We start from the raw sequence: 19,793 nt of genomic DNA, 5'->3' as shown, positions 1-19,793 counted from the left end.
ACCATAAGTTTGCTTTTCTATCTGAGATTTTACTCATTAAAAAAACGGGCCATCTAAATAAGACGACCCTTTTATTGATTGTTGGATCTTTTAAATTGAATTTTGATCGTTTGAGTGGTACTGCCGTTTGGAAACTCAAAAGGCTTTCTATTAACCGTAAGTTTTACAGCTGGAGTATGACCAACTCTAATTTTCACTGCACTTTCAGAAGTTAAATCATATTTCAGCTCCCCTTCGTCTTTCTTCACAGTTTTGTATAGATACCTTTCATTGCCGCCGTGAACTTCGAGCCAGCTTGATGAGACTGGAGTGATCGTTAGGTGAAATTGATCTGTCCCTTTTAAAGTATAGACAGTAGTATCACCTTGTGTTTTACCTTTTACAAGTTCCATTTCGTCTTCTTGAGTAGGTGTTTCAGGAGTTTTCTCTTCTGCTGGATCCTCTTCTGTCACTTCCTCATCAGTATTCTTATCTACATCTTCAGCGACCTCTTCTGTTTCGGTATCTTCTACGCCCTCTGAGCCAGGTTCATTTGAAACATCAAAACTATCTTCTGCTGTATTTGGTTTAGTAGGTGCCGCTGTACCATTATCATCTTTTGGCCAAAACACCCATATCGCAGCTAATACGCCTATCACTAAACATGCAGCTAAAATACTTGGCAAAAAAGAAAGGAGCTTTGAGCCTGATTCTGTTCCAGTATAACGTGCTTTTCGAGGTGGCAAGTTTCCTATAACTTCTTTATTTGATTTTGGCAGTATACTTTCATATTCTCGAAAAAGTTCTTCTGAATTAAGACCAACCGCATCAGCATAACTTTTCACAAATGCTCTCGTGTAAAAGCTTCCTGGTAATTGATTAAAGTCTCCTCTTTCAATTGCTTCTAAATATCTTTTTTGAATTTTTGTTCGCTCTTGTAAAACTTCTAATGTTAGTTGTTTTTCTTCGCGAGCCTCTTTTAACCGTGTTCCTAGCTCTGTCAATCAAAACACCACCAATTAATTAAAGTCAAATGTCGAAAAACCAGTATCAACAGAATCGACAACTTCGTATGTAATTTCCTCATCTTGATCATTTCTTAATTCAATAATATAGTCAAAATCCTCTAAAGAATACTCTGTTTGCTGTACAAAAATATCTGGATGTTCGACTACTTTCGTTGTAGAAGTTCTCATAATCTCTCTTACAAGCTGCCAATGCTTTTCAGATGAACGCCTTGTTGAGACAATTCCATCAATAATATAAATATGTTCTTCCCCACGCTCATCATCAGCTAATTGGCTTCTGACTGTTTGTTTTAATAGGGTTGAAGAAACAAACACCCAGCGTTTACTTGCACAAACGCTTGAAGCAACAATTGACTCTGTTTTGCCAACTCTCGGCATTCCGCGAATTCCAATGAGCTTATGCCCTGGTTTCTTATACAGTTCTGCCATAAAATCAACTAAAAGGCCTAGTTCATCCCTTACAAAACGAAAGGTTTTCTTATCATCCGCATCCCGCTGGATATAGCGGCCGTGGCGAACAGCTAAACGATCTCTTAATTTCGGCTTTCTTAATTTAGTAACTTGAATGTTTACAATTGTTTCGAGAACTGAACGCAATCTGTTAATATCTTCTTCATTATTAATTAACAATAACATACCACGACGTTGGTTTTCTACACCATTGATCGTAATAATATTAATACTCATCATCCCTAATAATGAAGCAACATCTCCTAATAAACCAGGTCGATTTTTATGTATCTCATATTCTAGATAAACCTCTATCTTTTCCATAGCTCATCTCCCTAAAGCATTGTATTCCTCTTTTTTTCCTAATCATTCCTTTAAATCTATAATAAATGATTTCTCTCTTTTAGAAAAGGTGTATGATTTGAAAAAAGAGGATGTTATTTAAAACACCCTCTTTTTCCTATAATTATTGTTGATTTTTTACTAATTTCACCATTAAATTTGCCATGGCATGCTGTTCTTCTTCAGATGCAACATTCCACAGCTGGGCAAGCAAACGCTCTTGATCATTTTTAGGTTCAACTTGTTTTGCTAAATAATCCCCAATTTGGTAAGCCACATCAGAAATAACTTGCTGATTCATACCTTCATTTTGCGCTTGATTTAATCTGTCGCCTAAGAAATCTTTCCACTGATCAAAGTTATCTAATACAGACACAAATAGGTCCCTCCTTCTATAATTGGTACACGTTTATTTTTTCAAAAAGAGACCTTAATTATGCATTTTACAAATTCTAAAATTGTACTTAACAGTACCAAGCACCGTTTACAGAAATAATTTGTCCATTAATATAACTTGCTTTTTGTGACGTTAAAAACCCAACGAGATCCGCCACTTCACTTGGTTTACCAACTCTCCCCATCGGTATTTCTTCTTGAAGATCGGCTAATTCTGAAGCTGTAAATTCATTGAGCATATTTGTTTGAATAGCACCTGGCGCGATTCCATTTACATAAATACCGCTTGGCGCATTTTCTTTTGCCAGCGCTTTTACAAATGTATTTAAGCCGCCCTTCACTGTTGAATAGATCACTTCACACGAAGCACCCGTTAACCCCCAAATTGAAGAAACGACAATAATATTGCCCTGTTTATTTTTAATCATATTTTGCAGTAGGCGTTTTGTCAAAAGGATTGGTGTCGTTAAATGGAGCTGAATCATTTCCTGCACTTGTTTGTCTTCCATATCTGTTAATAGTCCTATATAACTGTTCCCACTGTTATGAATAAGCACTTCAATGGGATGATGAAGTTGTGCAAACACTTTTTCTGCAGCATTTTCTCTTGAAAAGTCAGCTTGCAGCGTATAAATTGGAACATCGTATTTTTCAAGTTCTTTAGCAAGAGCGTCTGCCGCATTTTTATTTTTATTATAGTGCAAATATAATCCATAACCTTGTACAGCCAGCTGTTTGGCAATTGACCTGCCAATTCCCCCGCTTGCTCCGGTAATTAATCCATATTTCTCCACGTCCCTATCCTCCTACCTAAATTTTTTAAAAAGACGCATTCAAAACCAAAGGGTCAAACCATTCAGCCCATTTGAAGTGGTTAGACCCTTATTGAGTAAACGAAAATTACTCTGTTTTTGGAACGACTTGATATACGGTTAACGCTTCTTCTGTAAAATGTTCATTCAACACATTTACAACATCTTCTACTGTAATGTTTTCTAACGTTGGAACCACATCAAACAAATTCATCCCATTAAATCGATATCTTGTATATTGATTGGCAATATATTCAGGTGAATTTAATGATCGTAGAAATGAACCAATCTTTTTCTTTTGAGCACTTTCAACTGCTTCTTGTGTCAAAGATCCTTGTTTAAACGCTTTAATTAAACTCCATACCTTCTCTGCCAATTGATCTGATTTGTTTGAATTGCTGCCAATTGTTGAAAAACCAAATCCTTCTTCTTCTGTATAATCATAAAAGAAACTTTGATCAATTAATCCTTCATTATAGAGAACTTCATAATTTTCAGAGCTCTGTCCAAACATGATATCTAAAAGTAAGTTTACACATAATTCATGTTTCAACAGTTCCTCACCTTGACGGGTTGGACTTGGTTCTTTAAATCCAATAATACACTTTGGCGTTTGAACAGCCATAGGAAGAACTTGTTTTTTTTCTGCGACTTCTTTTGGTTCTTGTTCAAAAAAACGTTCAATTTCAGGTTTTGCTTTATAATCTTTTTTATTTTGATTTTCTTCGATTAATTTTAAAATTTCATCTGGATTCACAGGACCTACAACAAATAAAAGCATATTGCTTGGATGGTAAAATGTTTCATAACATTCATATAATAAGTCTTTTGTTATTTTAGAAATGGATTCAATCGTTCCAGCGATATCAATTTTCACAGGGTGATGGTGGTACATATTTTCAATCACCCCAAAGTACGCTCTCCAATCTGGATTATCATCATACATTTGAATTTCTTGACCGATAATTCCTTTTTCCTTTTCCACACTTTTTTCTGTAAAATAGGGCGCTTGCACAAAATCAATTAATGTTAACAGGTTTTTCTTTACTTCTTGTGTCGTTGAAAACAGATAAGCTGTTCTTGTAAAAGAAGTAAACGCATTCGCTGAGGCTCCTTGTTTACTAAAGTCTTGAAACACATCACCATGTTCTTTTTCAAACAGCTTATGCTCTAAAAAGTGAGCAATTCCATCTGGAACCCGAATCGGCTCTTTCTTACCATGTGGAATAAAATGATTATCAATTGAACCATATTTTGTTGTAAAAGTTGCATAAGTTTTATTAAACTCTTGTTTTGGTAAAATAACAACCTCAAGCCCATTGTCTAATGTTTTTTGATAAATTGTTTCTTGAAGCTGATCAAATGTTTGCTGGTTCATCTGTTAAGCCTCCTTTCCTTTTAAAAAGTAAATCGTATCTAATTTTATTTTATTCGCTGCTTTGATGACATCTTCTCTTGTAACTTTTTCAATTCCATCTAGCATTTCATCGAACGAGCGATTTGTTTTTGCAACAACTTGATGATATAAGAGTTCTGTAATGCCGCGTGGCTGATCAATTGTTTCTAAAAGCTGGTTTTTTATCATAATTTTTGTTTGGTTTAATTCTTCTTCCGTGAAGTCACCAGCACGCATGCTTTCGAGCTGCTCTTTAATAATCGCTATTGTTTTATCATAATTTGCAAATTCAATACCCGACATTACAAGCATCAGGCCTTTATGACTTTCTACTCGAGAAGCTGCATAGTAAGCTAAGCTTTCCTTTTCGCGCACATTAATAAATAATTTTGAATGTGAAAAACCGCCAAAAATACCATTAAAAACTTGAAGAGCAGAATAGTCATCATCTTTAAATGTCGTATATGTTCGGTAACCTAAATGAAGCTTTCCTTGTTTAACCTCTTGTGTATCAAACACTTCCTTCTCTTCCTTTACTTCCACATCTACTGAGCTTGGCTGTACTTCTGTTACTTTTCGTTCCGCTGGCAGTTGAAATACTTTGTGACAAGCCGCTTTTACTTTTTCTACATCAATATCTCCAACAATATAAACATCTATTTCATCTTCTGCTAATACCTTTTGATAATACTGATATAAGCTTTTAGGAGTGATCGAATCAATTTCATCGCTATTTCCATTCACATGTAAGCGGTATCTTTCTGTTTGACACATTTCCTGAATTAAACGCAAGTTTGCATAGCGCATTTTATCATCATAGACAGATTGAATACGTTGTTTTAATGTTCGCTTTTCTTTTTCAACAGTTTGCTCATCAAACGCACTATCTTTTTGATTTGGACGAAGTAAAATATTTGATAATAATGTTAAAGCTTGTTCAAACAACGGCGTTTGATCGGATAAAAACTGTTCATTTGCGATGTCCATACGAATAGTAATAATATGATTTTCACCTTTTTTATTTAAATCAACATTCAATGTGGCCCCGTACAATCCGTCTAAACGACTTCTAATTTGTTTGGTTGACGGAAGGTCTTCTGTTCCGCTTTGCAGCACATATGGAAGCAGAGCTCGCTTTGTTACATCCTCTTGTTGAATTGATTGATTTAGCTGAATAATAATCGTATTTGTTTTAAATTTTGATGTTGGTATGGTATGTAAGCGGTATGCGTTCATCTCATGAACTTCATGTGTAACATATCCCATCCTCACCTCTCCTTTCAAATGGTCATTTCGCTTCTCTAACCTAATATATGTACTTCCTTGGTGTTTTAAGCAATTGCTACCTTTATTTTCTCACTATATCCCCTTTCTAATCAATATAAAAACGAAATAATTAGAAATTGTTGGGTTTGTCTTAAATAAATTATAAAAATCGTTCGTGTTTCATAATAAAAAACCTGCATTTTGATAAAATGCAGGTTGAATATGCTTATATACGCTTACGCAGCACGTGGAAACTAAACTTGTCTGCTCGAAAATAGTTAATCGAATATAAAACAGGCTGATCGTTTTGATCATAATGCATTTGTTTTAACACTAACAAAGCAGTTTCTTGAGGACATTCTAAAATCGGTGAAATATGATCATGGTAACCAACAGGCTCAATTTTTGTCACCGCATAAGCAATTGTTTTATGTGCTTCTTTTTCCAATACTTCAAACATCGACTCTTTTCCTACTTGCGATTGTTCAGGTAAAATGGATGCTGGAATATGATCTAAGCAGTAAACAACTGGCTCTTGATTGGCTGTGCGCACCCGTTCAATTACAAGCAGCTCTTCCTCTTGATCTAATTTGAACTTCTTGCATTCTTCTTCAGTTGCTGGAACAACATTTGATGATAGAAAAACCGTTCCTGGTGTTTTGCCGCCTCGTTTAATCATATCCGTTACACTAAACAGTTCCTCTATCCCTGATGAAAAAACAGGCCGTGAGCGTACAAATGTACCAACACCATGTCTTCTAACAACCACATTTTCATCCTCTAGAATACGAAAAGCTTCACGTAATGTTGCACGGCTAACGCCTAACTGTTTTGACAATTCAAATTCTGAGGGAAGCTTTTCTCCTTCTTGAAAAATACCTTTATCAATATCCTCTTTGATTCGATCAATCACTTGTAAATATAATAAACGATTGTCCGCTTTTATGGACATATATTCTCACCTCAACAATAAAGCATAAACAAACCTATTTTAAAATATAAGCTGATAATTTTTATAAAATAATAAGCATTCAAATAATCAAACAATTGTTACTAATATACCACTTATTGTACGTGAAATAAATAGATTTTTAAGAAGTTTTTTAGCTTGAAGATGCCTCTTCATCAAGTTTATTTACAAGCACTGATCTTGGCTTACTTCCTTCATAAGGTCCTACAACGCCGCGGTCTTCCATAGCATCAATTAACCTTGCTGCACGGGTATAACCGATACGGAAACGTCTTTGAAGCATTGATACCGAAGCGGTTTGCATGTCAAGGACAAGCTGAACTGCTTCCTCATATAAATCATCGGTTACTTCCTCTCTGTCTTCTTCACTCGGAGCAGTTGGTATCATTTCTTCTTGATATTGTGCTTTTTGCTGTGAAATAACAAAATCAACAAGCTTTTCTACTTCATTATCAGATAAAAATGCCCCCTGCACACGTGCCGGCTTTGAAGATCCTGCAGGTAAAAACAGCATATCTCCGCGACCGAGAAGTTTTTCAGCTCCTCCCATATCTAGAATCGTTCTAGAATCTGTTTGAGAGGAAACGCTAAATGCAATACGCGAAGGAATATTTGCTTTAATTACTCCTGTAATTACATCCACAGATGGACGCTGTGTTGCGATAATTAAATGAATACCTGCAGCACGCGCCATTTGAGCTAAGCGTGTAATCGCATCTTCTACATCACCTGAAGCAACCATCATTAAGTCAGCAAGCTCATCTACAATTACAACAACATAAGGAATCTCCGGTTGTTTTGCCTCAGATGTTTCATTTTGACGTTTCACCCATTCATTATAGCCTTCAATATTTCTTGTTCCGCTGTGGGAAAATAATTCGTACCGCCTTTCCATTTCACTAACTACTTTTTTCAAAGCTTGAGAAGCTTTCTTTGCATCTGTTACCACAGGTGTAAGAAGATGCGGGACTCCATTATAAACATTTAATTCAACCATTTTAGGATCAATCATCATCATTTTTACTTCATGAGGCTTTGCTTTCATTAAAATGCTTGTAATAATTCCATTGATACAAACACTTTTGCCGCTCCCTGTTGCCCCAGCGACTAAAAGGTGAGGCATTTTTGATAAGTCCCCTACAACCGGCTCTCCAGAAATGTCACGCCCAAACGCAACTGCAAGTTTTGAGGAGTGATCTTGATAATTTTTAGATTCAAGCACTTCACGCAGCGACACCATTGCTACTTCTTGGTTAGGTACTTCAATGCCAATCGCTGACTTACCAGGGATTGGGGCTTCAATACGGATATCTTTTGCTGCAAGAGCAAGCGCCAAGTCATCGCTTAAATTTACAATTTTACTTACCTTTACACCTACAGCTGGATGCACCTCATATTTTGTGACGGCAGGCCCTAAGTGAACTTTTAATACTTTTGCTTTCACCCCAAAGCTTTCAAACGTTTGTTCAAGCTTTCTTGCATTAGAAGAAATATAACTTCTTTCGGTCGCTTGATTGGATTTTTTTGGTCGTTTTAAAAGTTCAATGGAAGGAAGCTCATAAGATTGATTTTCAACAACCGCAGTTGAAAATCCTGGTTTTTCCGTCCTTCCAGCAGTTGGTTCTTCAAAATCACTATTTTGATTTGAACTATTTGCTTGCGGCACTATTTTTACCTCAGATGACCTCTCGTCTTCTGGATGCTCTTCAATATGGGTGCTAAAATCTTCAATAATTGGTTCAATTAGAAGAGACGAATCTGTTACCGCATTTACTCCCTCAACATCCTGGCCTTCTTCAGCAAGAGCGCTTTCTTGAGCAGTTCTACGCTCTCTTTTTTCCCGCTGTTTTTCTTTACGGCTTACCTGCCATCCCTTTATTTCACTCATTACTTCTTGAATTGTATCCTCTATAAAACTAAAAAACTTACGCACTAATTGAAAAATGGTTTGATTCATTGACTTTCCTGTAATCATAATAAGAGAGATTAAGATAAGGAAAAAAGCAATAATCTGGGTTCCTACAGAATCAAAAAGAACATAACAAAATGCAAAGCTAATAGCCCCAATCATGCCACCGCCTAAATCACGATGGACAGAACCTTCTGAAACTTGAAGCCAGTAAAGTTCCCACGTATTTCTAATAATCGAAGTGTCTTTCCATTCACCTTGATTAGAAAGTAATTGGAAAAGCTGCACATGACTAAGAAGCAGCACAGCAAAAAATAATAAATAAATTCCTATTAATCTTTTTGTAAAAAAAGAAGGTAGTTGGCGTTTCCACATTAAATAAAACGATAAAATAAATAACCCTAATAAACAGACTCCATACCATTCTCCACTAAAAAAACGAAAAATTTGGGTAAGCACTGTTCCCACTTTCCCTAATTTCGCAAGGGCAATACACGTTAATGCGAGCATGGAAAGTCCTATTACTTCATATGTAAACTGTTTTTGCCAGTTTTGCTTTTGCTTGCTGGTGCGCTTTTTTCGCTTTGCCATTTCTTTCACCCCACTTCACTTATCGGAAGGAAAGAGAGCAGCCGTACGGCTGCTCTCTTTAAATTGCCCTTTTATTATATCATAATTTAAATTTGGCTGACTAACTTTCTCTTAAAGATTAGGACGAAGCGTTATTTTTGCTCCAGGTTGATAAGACTCGTTTAAATAATCACTAGGGTTACTGCTTAATAATTGTACAACTGTCCACTCCATGTTTTTATTCTGTTCTACAATTAACTGGACCCCATTTACATTCACTACAGAATGCTTACTAAATTCTTCAGCGTCTAAAGGAAAGATGTTTTCATAAGGGACAAGTGTGTACAGGATCATTGAATAATTTCCCCTTGTTCCATATGTTGTTTATTTTCCTCAATTAATTCGTTTAGCTTTTTCAGCGCTTGACCTACCCCGCCAACTTCATTAATTAATCCATATTCAACTGCATCATCCCCGACAACATTTGTCCCAATATCTCTTGTTAAATTACCTTGAGAAAACATTAATTCTTTAAATTTTTCTTCACTAACGTTTGAATGTTTCATAACAAAGTTAATGACTCGATCCTGCATTTTATCTAGATATTCAAAGGTTTGGGGCACACCAATGACTAAGCCTGTTAAGCGAACGGGGTGAATAGTCATTGTCGCCGTTTCAGCTATAAAAGAATAATTAGCAGAAACCGCAATCGGCACACCAATGGAATGTCCTCCTCCTAACACTAAGGAAACGGTTGGTTTTGATAAGGAAGCAACCATCTCCGCCAGTGCTAAACCTGCCTCCACATCTCCACCAACTGTATTTAAAATAAGCAAAAGCCCTTCAATCTTTGGATTTTGTTCAATTGCAACAATTTGCGGAATAAGATGTTCATACTTTGTTGTTTTATTTTGGGGAGGGAGCTGCATATGCCCCTCAATCTGACCAACAATGGTTAAGCAATGAATATTGGATTGCTCGGCTTGCGGTATATTTGTTTGACCAAGTTGTTGAATTTTTTCAACAAGCGAACCTTTATTATTTTGATCTTCTGGTTTTTTCTCTGCAGGCTCAGTTTGGCCTCCATTATTTGATTCTTTCAAATATGCTTTTAATTCATCATTCATTTATTGATAATCCCCCTTTCAAATAAGTTCAATCTTTTTTAGTATAAGCCTGTTTAGCTCTTTCATACTTAATTCATCGTGATCAAAAATACAATAAATCCAATGATAACACCCCAAATGACAATTGATAAACCTAACGCATTTTTAAATCCAGTTCTGCCTTTAATCGCCATATTAATTCCTCCCTTTTACTTTTACTTATTGTTCCCTATGAACGAAATTTAGATAAGGTATATTTTTATATGCTTTTGGATAAAGAGTAATAAAGATAAAGAAATAGATGAAAGGGAGAAGTAAAGAGAGGATTGAAGCAATGAAGAAATATATACCACGTATTATTTCAAACAATAAATTTGTCTTTTTATTATGTATACTCTGCTTATTAGATGCGGTCTTTACGGATATAGGATTGAGAAAGCACCTCATAAATGAACAAAATCCGTTAATGGAGGCTTTTTATCAAAAAGATATTAAATTGTTTTATATAGTAAAATTAGGACTACCTATTTGCTTGTTGTTACTTCTTTACAAATATCAAATACGAAAAATTATCACAAACAGTATTTTATTTGTTAATATTCTTTATACGTTCATTATCTTCTTACACATAAGGTGGTTTATCTTCTTTTTGTAAAATCTCCTTCTCAGCAAATACTAAGAAGGAGAAACGCCTTGTTTATTTCTTTACCCTTTGGAGCCCGGACCTGTTCTTGGCCGTTTATGAGAACTGCGTCTATATTCATTTTCTCCATGCGGTAAACTTTCTGTAGGTGTATTATTATTTGTTAACGCGGCATCACGCTGTCCATGACGTTTTCTCACCTTTATCTCCCCCTTTTCAAACTAACTTTCATAAATAGAATGTGTATTTTTATTAAAAACATAATCGGTAATTTATGTTTATAAAAAAAAGGTTGACTCTCTAGAGAGTCAACCTTTTTTATGCTTCCATAATAATTGGCATAATCATAGGACGTCGCTTTGTTTTATCGTATAAGAAAGAACTTAAAGAATCCCTTACACTTGATTTTAATACAGACCATTCATTAATATTTTCTGCCATACATCTTCTTAAAACCGCATCCACATTTCGATTTGCTTCTTTTAAAAGCGCTTCCGATTCTCGTACATAAACAAAACCTCGAGAAATAATTTCAGGTCCCGATAAAATTGCATTTTTTTGTTTATTAATTGTTACCACAACAATTAAAATACCATCTTGTGATAATAATTTTCGATCTCTTAACACAATATTTCCAACATCTCCAACACCTAAACCATCAATAAGCACCTGGCCAGAAGGAACTTTTCCAATTTTACGCGCTTGACGGTTTACAAACTCAACGACTTCACCTTTTTCAATAATAAACGTATTGTTTTTCTGCACGCCGCAAGCATGAGCAAGATCACTATGAGCCTTCTGCATACGAAATTCTCCATGAATTGGTAAAAAGAATTTAGGTTTTATAAGGTTGATCATTAATTTTAATTCTTCTTGACTAGCATGTCCTGAAACATGCACTTTTCGTTCGCCATAAACAACTTCCGCACCAGTTCGAAACAGCAAATCAACTGTTTTCGCTACAGATTTTTCATTTCCCGGAATAGGAGAAGCTGCAATAATTACCGTGTCTGCTGGTTTAATTGTAACCTGACGATGGGCACCTTGTGCCATACGCGATAATGCGGCCATAGGCTCTCCTTGACTTCCTGTTGTTAATATTGCCACCTTATGATCAGGATAATGACTAATATCATTAATATCAATAATATTTTCTTCATCAATATTTAAATAACCTAATCGAATAGCAATGCTGACAACATTAACCATACTTCGGCCCACAATAGCAATTTTGCGGTTATTTCCATGCGCTGCATCAAATACTTGCTGAATACGGTGCACATTAGAAGCAAAAGACGCAACAATAATTCGACCTTCAGCACGATTAAAAACGTCTGAAATTTGCTGACCGACTAATAGTTCTGATCCTGTTGTTCCAGGGCGCTCCGCATTTGTACTATCAGAAAGCAAACAAAGTACTCCTTTTTCACCTACTGCGGCTATTTTACCAATCTCTGCTTGTTTTCCATCAACAGGTGTTTGATCAAATTTAAAATCTCCTGTATGTACAATAGCCCCTTGGGTAGTATGAAAACAAATTCCAACAGAATCTGGGATGCTATGATTAGTACGAAAAAATGTTACATTCGTATTTCCCATTCTAATTTTGGAATTTTCATCTATTAACCGAAGATCGGAGGATTGTAAAATACCGGCCTCTTTTAATTTTAACTCAACAAGAGCTAGTGTTAATTTTGTACCATAAACGGGAACATGGAGCCTTTTTAACACATATGGTAATCCTCCAATATGGTCCTCATGTCCATGTGTTAAAAAGATTCCTTTTACACGCTCATGATTTTCCACTAAGTAAGTGATATCCGGAATAACAAGATCAATGCCAAGCATCTCATCATCTGGAAACATCAGCCCAGCATCGACCACAAAAATATTTTCATCTACTTCTACTACATACATATTTTTGCCGATTTCGCCTACACCGCCCAAGGCGAAAACTTTAATTTTTTCTGAATTTTGGTTTAACAATTTCGAATTCCTCCTATATTCAATTATCAAGTAACAAAAAATTAAATAATGCAGAACCCGTACTAATCACTTGAACCTATTATAACTTATACTGGAAACGTTAGACAAGATAACTTTCTAAAAATAAAAAAACTAACCAGCAGTTGGTTAGTTTTTTGTATTTAATCTTATACTGTTTATACACTGAACAAGAGAATGATCCTCTTCAGCAGTTAGCGGTACCAATGGCAGTTGTACACTTCCTGTATCAATTCCCTTATGACGAAGCGCAGCTTTGACAGGAGCCGGACTTGGCGCCTTAAACAGTTCACGCATAACTGGAAGTAATTGACGATGAAGGACTCCTGCTTTTTCCACATTACCTTCTTGATAAAGCTGAATCATTTCTTTCATTTCACTTCCAATAATATGAGAAGCTACCGAAATAACGCCATTTCCTCCAATCGCTAATACAGGAAGAGTTAAGCCGTCATCTCCACTGTACAAACTAAAGTTAGAATCTGTATTTTCAATAATTATACTCATCTGATCAAGATTACCGCTTGCTTCTTTTACAGAAACAATATTATTGATTTTGGAAAGCTCAATTATTGTTTCAGCAGTCATATTAATGACAGAGCGACCAGGAATATTATAAACCATTACTGGTAGTGATGTTGCCTCGGCAACCGCTTTAAAATGTTCATACAACCCTTTTTGATTTGGCTTATTATAATACGGTGCGACAACCATAACAGCATCAACACCTGTTGATTCAGCCTTTTTTGTAAATTCTATTGTTGCTCTTGTATTATTTGAACCTGTTCCTGCAATTACAGGAATCTTACTGTCTGCAATTTTTACAACATGACGAAAAAGTGAAAGCTTTTCATCTGATGTTAATATCGGAGACTCCCCTGTTGTACCTGCAACAACGAGTCCATCTGTACCTTGATCAATAAGGTATTTTACCAATGCTGTTGTTTGATCAAAGTCAATTTTTCCACTTGGAGTAAAAGGTGTAACCATCGCTGTTAAAAGTTGACCAAAATTCATAAAAATCCAACCCCTTAAAATTAGCAAGGAAAATAGCAAACACGGCTATTATGAAAGGGACTCTTAACAACCATTTGTTAGTTGATGAGAATCCCTTTTCTTTTAAATCCACACTTATTCGTAACAGCCTTAGCTTTTAATTTTCCTTCTCTAATGGTGAAGAAATATGATTGCCTTCTTTTTCAAGCTGAAAAGCACGGTGAAGCGCATTAACAGCTGCGACTAGATCTTCTTGTTTTACTAAAACCCAGATTGTTGTATGAGAATCTGCCGACTGCAAAATTTGAATTCCCTTTTCTGTTAGGGAGGAAACAATTTTTGCAGTAACTCCTGGTACACCGGTCATTCCTGCGCCAACAGCCGAAACTTTTGCACAGTGCTTAACAACTTCAGGAGTATAGCCCATCTCTTTTAAAATACTCACTGCTTTGTCTGCCATATCATCTAAAACAGTATAAACAACACCACGAGGATTAATATTAATAAAATCCACGCTTATTTGATGCTGTGCCATTGCTTTAAATACTTTAGCTTGAAGATCATGAAGTCCTTCTTTTTGCAGAACCTTAATCTGAGTCACATTCGAAACATTGGCAATTCCTGTGATAACACGGTCTTGAACATCTTGCCCTTTGTTTTCTTTTATCATAGATGTAACGAGTGTACCTACTGAATCAGTATACGTAGAACGAATACGAATTGGCACTTTTGCCTGCATGGCGATTTCAACTGCGCGCGGATGAATAACCTTAGCACCTTGATAAGCCATATTGCATACTTCGGTATAGGTAACAACAGCCAGAGGGCGGGCTTCCTCAACAATACGTGGATCTGCTGTCATAATCCCATCTACATCTGTAAAAATATCAATCCATTCCGCATTTAATGCCGCACCGAGGGCAGCTGCAGAAGTATCACTGCCGCCGCGACCTAATGTGGTAATTTCATTTGCTGCCGATGTCCCTTGAAATCCGGCAACAACCACGACATCTACTTCTTCTAAAGCACGGATAAGCTTTTCGCATTTCATATCAACAATACGAGCATTTAAATGGTCTTCATTTGTTCGAAAACCAGCTTGGCCTCCTGTCATGGCCACTGCTTTTAAATTTCTGCTTTTCAATAAATTTGTCATTACAATGGAAGAAATGATTTCTCCACAAGACATCAGCATATCTTGTTCCCGAGCACTAATCTTTGTTTTAGGGCCATCCACCATGCTGAGTAAAGTATCTGTTGCATACGGGTCACCTTTTCGCCCCATTGCCGATACAACGACAACCACTTTATAACCTTCACTTAGTGCCGCTTGAATATGTTCACCCGCACGGTTTCGTCCTTCTTCATTTTGTAATGAAGTACCGCCAAATTTTTGGACGATAACTTTCATGAAAACACCTTCTTTAATCTATTTCAAAATACCTAGTTTTAATAAGCTCTCGGAAATTTGTACAGAGTTCCAAGCTGCTCCTTTTAATAAGTTATCAGATACGACCCATAAATGAAAAGCATTTTCCCGATCAAGATCTTTACGAATGCGTCCAACAAATACTTCTTTTTTCCCTACTGCGTGTGCAGGCATTGGATAAATTTGCTCACTTGGATTATCTTCTAATACAATCCCCGGAGCATTTACTAATAATTCTTTTATTTCTTCGACAGAAGTCCCGCTTTTTTCTACCTCAATATAAACGGACTCCGAATGTCCTGTTTCAACCGGCAAACGAACACATGTTGCCGCAACTTCAAGGTTAGGCATGCCCATAATTTTTTTCGTTTCGTTAATCATTTTCATTTCTTCAAATGTATAACCGTTTTCTTCAAATTTATCAATTTGCGGAATCGCGTTAAACGCAATTTGATAATGCTTTTCATCTCCACTTACCGGAAGAACCTCAGGTGTAAATTCCTTACCTTCAAGAATCGCTTTTGATTGTTCTTTCATTTCATTAATTGCTTTTGCTCCTGCTCCTGAGACAGCTTGGTATGTTGAAACCACTACTTTTGTAAGACCTAACGCTTCACGGATCGGCTCTAGTGCTGCAACCATTTGAATTGTTGAACAGTTTGGATTTGCAATAATGCCTTGATGCTCATGTAAGTCTTTTTCATTTACTTCAGGTACAACAAGCGGCACATTTGGATCCATACGATACGCACTTGTATTATCAACAACAATTGCACCTCTTTTTACTGCTTCAGGTGCTAATTGTTTCGAAATAGAACCGCCCGCACTAAATAAGGCTAACTGTACACCTTCAAATGATTCCGGTGTTGCTTCCTGCACCGTTACTTCTTCCCCATTAAAAGTTACCACTGTACCTGCAGAACGCTTTGAAGATAACAGTGTTAATTTTCCAACCGGAAAGTTTCGTTCCTCAAGTGTCTTCACCATTTGCTGCCCTACTGCACCTGTTGCTCCTACTACTGCTACATGTAATCCTGTTTGATTTTCCATAATTATTATTCCTCCCCTTATCCTAGCCAAGACATATTATGAATAATTCATTCGATCAAGCATGAAAAAGTTGTTTTTCTTATACTTTCATCATTTGACTACATTTAATTTTCTGAAAGTATGAGATAAGGAGAAACAAATTGGTTTCTCCTGTTATATTAACCTATATTTTATCATAATCTTTTTGTAAATAAAGATGAAATTATTCTTTTTTAATTGAAAGGAAATAATTTACAAACGGATTTTATCTTTCAACTAATACAGGCTGCAGCTGCTTTCCTTCAATGGCCGATGAAACAGTTGGAATTAAATAGTTCATATCGGCTACAAGAGAGTTCGGCTTCTTAAACGGAGCATCCTGCCCAAATGGAATGAAATAAATATGTTTAGTAGACATTAAGCGCATAATATTTATTCCATTTAATCCCAGACCATCATTTGTGGAAATACCTAATACAACGGGACTTAAATTACGCAGCGTTGCTTTTGCAGCCATTAATACAGGAGAATCTGTCATTGCATTTGCAAATTTACTGACTGAATTCCCTGTTAATGGAGCTATCACCATACAATCAAGGGGTGTTTTAGGACCAAATGGTTCTGCCTTAACAATAGAATCAATGACTTCATTTCCTGTAATTTCTTCCACTTTCTTTATCCAGTCTCTTCCATCTCCAAAACGTGTTGTCGTATGTTTGACAGTATGAGTGACAAAGACTGAAACATTTGCGCCCTCATCTATCAATCCTTGAATTTGTGGTACAACAACATCATACGTACAATGGGATCCAGTTAACCCAAAACCAATGTGTTTTCCAGTTAATTTCATGATCCATTCTTCTCCTTTCGCGCAGCTAAATCATTCATTAATAGTTGCGAAAGTACATTTGCAATAATTTTGCCAGCCGTTTTCGGAGCAACAATCCCGGGAAGACCCGGAGCCAGCAAAGCTTTTATTCCTCTTTTTTCCGCATAGCGAAAATCGGTACCCCCTGGTTTTGATGCAAGATCTACAATTAATGCATGGGAGGGCATTTTTGCTATAACACTTGCATCAATTACTAATGCAGGAATTGTATTAATGCAAACATCAGTATTAGCAACGTGGTCTTTTAATTGGTAAAGTTGAAAAGGTATGAAGCCCATTTCTGTTATTCTCGCAATATGCTCAGGTTTGCGAGCCCCAACTTTCACTTTCGCACCAAGCGCATGAAACACACGAGCAACAGACATACCTACTCTTCCTAAACCTAAGACCATTACATTAGAACCATGTATTGTAATATCTGTATGTTGAATAACCATCATAATTGTTCCTTCCACAGTCGGAATAGAATTATATATGGCAACATCATCTCGTTCAAACAGCTTTACTAAAGTTCGTTTTGCTTTTTTAGTAATTTGTTCTAAATAATCATTGCTAATCCCAGAATAAATAGTGCAATGCGGCGGTGTTTGCTTTAATGCCTCTTCTGTTAATGTAATCGATTCATTGGAGAACACTGTATCTACTTGACCGCTTGGATTTGTTCCACTTACTGGAAGGACAATTGCATCCATTTCATTAAAATTTAATTCATCATAATGTTTTTTCTTTGCTCCAGTAAATCCATGATCGAGCTGTTCAAATCCTACAAGTGAAACGACTGCATCCATTTCTGACAGTTTTCTTATAACCTCTAATTGTCGGGCATCTCCGCCAATAACAGCAATATGCAGATTAGTTAACATCGTTCATCCCCTTTCATTCTTTTAAATGTTTGGGGGAGTATCGATTTCTCCAACATATTATGTGTGTGATGCCCAGTTGGTGCATGAATACCGATTAAACACTTTTGCTATTTTTGTGCGTGAATGAGAATCATATCCTGCCCAATTGTTTCAATGTCTTTCCAATCAATAATTGTCTCTTTTTTTCCTTTTCCCCAGGAAACAATTGATCCATGGGGAATAATTAAGGATTCCACTTCCCCTGTTTCTTCATTAAATAATAAGTCAGTATGTCCTACTACTCCTAATCGTTTTCCAGTCTCTAGATGAATAATTTCTTTTCCACTTAGTTCACTTATTCTCATTATGTTCTCTCCCTTTCATTTGTAAGCCCTCTTAATAAATGAAGTTTCTTCTAACAAGATAATCAGTTTTTCATTAAAATATGAAAAAATCATAATAAAAAAGCTTGCTTAATAAGCAAGCTTTTTTATTATGATTTAGGCAGTTCACCTGTCGCATTTATTAAAGAAATGGAATGGTTAGACGTAAAAATATCTCCAGCTAGATTATTCACATCGTTTATTGTAACACCATTTACACTATCAATAATGTCATCTAATGAACGATGTCTTCTCAACATTAATTCATTCTTACCATTTCGACTCATCCGGCTGTTTGTACTTTCTAAGCTTAACATCAAATTGCCCTTTAACTGTTCTTTACAATTTTCAAGTTCCTTTTGAGTAATACCGTCTTGCTTTAATGTTTGAACAGTAGTCATTATTGTTTCATACAATTCGTTTAATTGAGATTGGCCAGTACCTCCATAAACTGTTAATAAACCATTATCTTGATAAGAGGAATGATAAGAAAAAACCGAATAAGCAAGACCGCGCTCTTCCCGAACTTCTTGGAACAGACGACTGCTCATACTTCCTCCTAGAATGCTGTTTAAAATAGTTAACGCATATACTTTTTTATCGCCAAATGGAAGCCCTGGAAACCCAATACAAAGATGAGCCTGTTCTGTATCTTTTTTTCTTGCAAAGTGTTTATCGAGAAACGAAGGGGCTTGAACTTCTGGTTTTTGATGATTCGTTTCATAAGAACCAAAGTAAGATTGAACCGAATTAATGAACTCTTCACTAACATTTCCAGCAATTGAAATCACAATATTATCAGGTGTATAATACTGATTAATGTAGTTTCTTAGCGTTTCACTAGTAAACGTTCCGAGTGTCTTTTCTGTCCCTAAAATCGGATAAGCAAGAGCATGATCTCCATATGCTGCTTGACTTAACAAGTCATGAACAATATCGTCTGGTGTATCTTCATACATTTTAATTTCTTCATACACCACATTTTTTTCTTTCTTTAATTCTTCTTCATCAAAAATAGAGTTAAAAAACATATCCGCTAATACATCTAACGCATAATCAGCATGCTCATCTAATACTTTTGCGTAATAACACGTATATTCCTTTGACGTAAAGGCATTTACCTGTCCGCCAATTCGATCAAATGATTCTGCAATTTCTCTTGCAGAACGTGTTTTCGTCCCTTTAAAAAACATATGTTCTAAAAAGTGGGAAATCCCATTATTCTCTTCCGTTTCATATCGTGAGCCCGTGCCTACCCATACACCTATTGCAACAGATCGAACTGTCGGAATAGGTTCTAGCACAATCCTCACACCATTTGCACATGTATACTTCGTGATCAAACTTTTTCCTC

Annotated in this window: 20 protein-coding genes; 1 reads left to right on the top strand and 19 read right to left on the bottom strand. The window is 36.1% G+C overall.

Annotation, left to right across the window (positions count from 1 at the left end; translation table 11 throughout):
* Positions 1–71: 71 nt before the first annotated feature.
* From DS031_RS08620 to DS031_RS08575, 10 genes are all read right to left on the bottom strand, one after another.
* The gene (locus DS031_RS08620; protein ID WP_113805637.1) at positions 72–983 is read right to left on the bottom strand and encodes a helix-turn-helix domain-containing protein; all 912 of its coding nucleotides are present in this window, start codon (positions 981–983) and stop codon (positions 72–74) included.
* A 15-nt stretch (positions 984–998) separates the two neighbouring features.
* Positions 999–1,781, bottom strand: a complete 783-nt coding sequence (locus DS031_RS08615; protein ID WP_113805635.1) for a DUF3388 domain-containing protein — start codon at positions 1,779–1,781, stop codon at positions 999–1,001.
* A gap of 142 nt (positions 1,782–1,923) precedes the next feature.
* A complete protein-coding gene (locus DS031_RS08610; RefSeq protein WP_113805634.1) occupies positions 1,924–2,175 on the bottom strand; it encodes a DUF3243 domain-containing protein in 252 nt (83 codons plus the stop codon).
* Positions 2,176–2,263: 88 nt separating this feature from the next.
* Positions 2,264–2,989 carry an elongation factor P 5-aminopentanone reductase gene (ymfI, locus tag DS031_RS08605; protein ID WP_113805632.1) on the bottom strand — a complete coding sequence of 242 codons (726 nt, stop codon included), beginning with the start codon at positions 2,987–2,989 and terminating at the stop codon, positions 2,264–2,266.
* 106 nt (positions 2,990–3,095) lie between these two features.
* On the bottom strand, positions 3,096–4,385 hold the full coding sequence (gene yfmH / locus DS031_RS08600) for an EF-P 5-aminopentanol modification-associated protein YfmH (RefSeq protein ID WP_113805630.1): 1,290 nt from the start codon (positions 4,383–4,385) through the stop codon (positions 3,096–3,098).
* A gap of 3 nt (positions 4,386–4,388) precedes the next feature.
* Positions 4,389–5,669 carry an EF-P 5-aminopentanol modification-associated protein YfmF gene (yfmF, locus tag DS031_RS08595; protein ID WP_113805628.1) on the bottom strand — a complete coding sequence of 427 codons (1,281 nt, stop codon included), beginning with the start codon at positions 5,667–5,669 and terminating at the stop codon, positions 4,389–4,391.
* Positions 5,670–5,895: 226 nt separating this feature from the next.
* On the bottom strand, positions 5,896–6,621 hold the full coding sequence (locus DS031_RS08590) for a GntR family transcriptional regulator (RefSeq protein WP_113805626.1): 726 nt from the start codon (positions 6,619–6,621) through the stop codon (positions 5,896–5,898).
* A gap of 151 nt (positions 6,622–6,772) precedes the next feature.
* Positions 6,773–9,139: a DNA translocase FtsK gene (locus DS031_RS08585; protein WP_113805624.1), complete on the bottom strand. Its 2,367-nt coding sequence runs from the start codon at positions 9,137–9,139 to the stop codon at positions 6,773–6,775.
* A 111-nt stretch (positions 9,140–9,250) separates the two neighbouring features.
* A complete protein-coding gene (locus DS031_RS08580) occupies positions 9,251–9,472 on the bottom strand; it encodes a YlzJ-like family protein (RefSeq protein ID WP_113805622.1) in 222 nt (73 codons plus the stop codon).
* Positions 9,469–10,245: a ClpP family protease gene (locus DS031_RS08575; RefSeq protein ID WP_113805620.1), complete on the bottom strand. Its 777-nt coding sequence runs from the start codon at positions 10,243–10,245 to the stop codon at positions 9,469–9,471. Before DS031_RS08575 ends, DS031_RS08580 begins: the two co-directional genes overlap by 4 nt.
* Before the next feature lie 280 nt (positions 10,246–10,525).
* On the opposite strand from DS031_RS08575, the gene DS031_RS24620 reads away from it, so the two are divergent.
* Positions 10,526–10,879, top strand: a complete 354-nt coding sequence (locus DS031_RS24620; RefSeq protein WP_113805618.1) for a DUF5658 family protein — start codon at positions 10,526–10,528, stop codon at positions 10,877–10,879.
* Positions 10,880–10,929: 50 nt separating this feature from the next.
* On the opposite strand, the gene DS031_RS23555 is transcribed toward DS031_RS24620, so the two are convergent.
* The 9 genes from DS031_RS23555 to DS031_RS08530 form a co-directional block, all read right to left on the bottom strand.
* Positions 10,930–11,067: a hypothetical protein gene (locus DS031_RS23555; RefSeq protein ID WP_181833068.1), complete on the bottom strand. Its 138-nt coding sequence runs from the start codon at positions 11,065–11,067 to the stop codon at positions 10,930–10,932.
* Between the two features lie 118 nt (positions 11,068–11,185).
* Positions 11,186–12,853, bottom strand: coding sequence for a ribonuclease J (locus DS031_RS08565; RefSeq protein ID WP_113805616.1), 1,668 nt, complete (start codon positions 12,851–12,853; stop codon positions 11,186–11,188).
* A 147-nt stretch (positions 12,854–13,000) separates the two neighbouring features.
* Positions 13,001–13,888, bottom strand: a complete 888-nt coding sequence (gene dapA / locus DS031_RS08560) for a 4-hydroxy-tetrahydrodipicolinate synthase (protein WP_113805614.1) — start codon at positions 13,886–13,888, stop codon at positions 13,001–13,003.
* Between the two features lie 136 nt (positions 13,889–14,024).
* Positions 14,025–15,278, bottom strand: coding sequence for an aspartate kinase (dapG, locus tag DS031_RS08555; protein ID WP_113805612.1), 1,254 nt, complete (start codon positions 15,276–15,278; stop codon positions 14,025–14,027).
* A gap of 18 nt (positions 15,279–15,296) precedes the next feature.
* Positions 15,297–16,346, bottom strand: a complete 1,050-nt coding sequence (gene asd / locus DS031_RS08550; protein WP_113805610.1) for an aspartate-semialdehyde dehydrogenase — start codon at positions 16,344–16,346, stop codon at positions 15,297–15,299.
* A gap of 244 nt (positions 16,347–16,590) precedes the next feature.
* On the bottom strand, positions 16,591–17,175 hold the full coding sequence (dpaB, locus tag DS031_RS08545; protein WP_113805608.1) for a dipicolinate synthase subunit B: 585 nt from the start codon (positions 17,173–17,175) through the stop codon (positions 16,591–16,593).
* Positions 17,172–18,077 (bottom strand): dipicolinic acid synthetase subunit A, encoded by a 906-nt coding sequence (gene dpaA / locus DS031_RS08540; protein WP_113805596.1) that lies wholly within the window; start codon positions 18,075–18,077, stop codon positions 17,172–17,174. Before dpaA ends, dpaB begins: the two co-directional genes overlap by 4 nt.
* A 107-nt stretch (positions 18,078–18,184) precedes the next feature.
* Positions 18,185–18,421, bottom strand: a complete 237-nt coding sequence (locus DS031_RS08535) for a YlmC/YmxH family sporulation protein (RefSeq protein ID WP_113805594.1) — start codon at positions 18,419–18,421, stop codon at positions 18,185–18,187.
* 128 nt (positions 18,422–18,549) lie between these two features.
* Positions 18,550–19,782: a M16 family metallopeptidase gene (locus DS031_RS08530; protein ID WP_113805593.1), complete on the bottom strand. Its 1,233-nt coding sequence runs from the start codon at positions 19,780–19,782 to the stop codon at positions 18,550–18,552.
* Positions 19,783–19,793 lie beyond the last annotated feature (11 nt).

This window comes from Bacillus taeanensis (assembly GCF_003318295.1).
GTDB lineage: Bacteria > Bacillota > Bacilli > Bacillales > UBA6769 > Maribacillus > Maribacillus taeanensis.
This window is presented reverse-complemented; position numbering and strand designations above follow the sequence as displayed.

Bases quoted from the DNA above. Each gene is read 5' to 3' on its own strand.
- yfmH (WP_113805630.1), bottom strand. From the start codon at position 4,385: ATGAACCAGCAAACATTTGATCAGCTTCAAGAAACAATTTATCAAAAA.
- DS031_RS08580 (WP_113805622.1), bottom strand. From the start codon at position 9,472: ATGATCCTGTACACACTTGTCCCTTATGAAAACATCTTTCCTTTAGAC.
- DS031_RS24620 (WP_113805618.1), top strand. From the start codon at position 10,526: ATGAAAGGGAGAAGTAAAGAGAGGATTGAAGCAATGAAGAAATATATA.
- DS031_RS08590 (WP_113805626.1), bottom strand. From the start codon at position 6,621: ATGTCCATAAAAGCGGACAATCGTTTATTATATTTACAAGTGATTGAT.
- dapA (WP_113805614.1), bottom strand. From the start codon at position 13,888: ATGAATTTTGGTCAACTTTTAACAGCGATGGTTACACCTTTTACTCCA.
- yfmF (WP_113805628.1), bottom strand. From the start codon at position 5,669: ATGGGATATGTTACACATGAAGTTCATGAGATGAACGCATACCGCTTA.
- DS031_RS08535 (WP_113805594.1), bottom strand. From the start codon at position 18,421: ATGAGAATAAGTGAACTAAGTGGAAAAGAAATTATTCATCTAGAGACT.
- dpaB (WP_113805608.1), bottom strand. From the start codon at position 17,175: ATGAAATTAACTGGAAAACACATTGGTTTTGGGTTAACTGGATCCCAT.
- DS031_RS08615 (WP_113805635.1), bottom strand. From the start codon at position 1,781: ATGGAAAAGATAGAGGTTTATCTAGAATATGAGATACATAAAAATCGA.
- dpaA (WP_113805596.1), bottom strand. From the start codon at position 18,077: ATGTTAACTAATCTGCATATTGCTGTTATTGGCGGAGATGCCCGACAA.
- dapG (WP_113805612.1), bottom strand. From the start codon at position 15,278: ATGAAAGTTATCGTCCAAAAATTTGGCGGTACTTCATTACAAAATGAA.
- DS031_RS08575 (WP_113805620.1), bottom strand. From the start codon at position 10,245: ATGAATGATGAATTAAAAGCATATTTGAAAGAATCAAATAATGGAGGC.
- DS031_RS08585 (WP_113805624.1), bottom strand. From the start codon at position 9,139: ATGGCAAAGCGAAAAAAGCGCACCAGCAAGCAAAAGCAAAACTGGCAA.
- asd (WP_113805610.1), bottom strand. From the start codon at position 16,346: ATGGAAAATCAAACAGGATTACATGTAGCAGTAGTAGGAGCAACAGGT.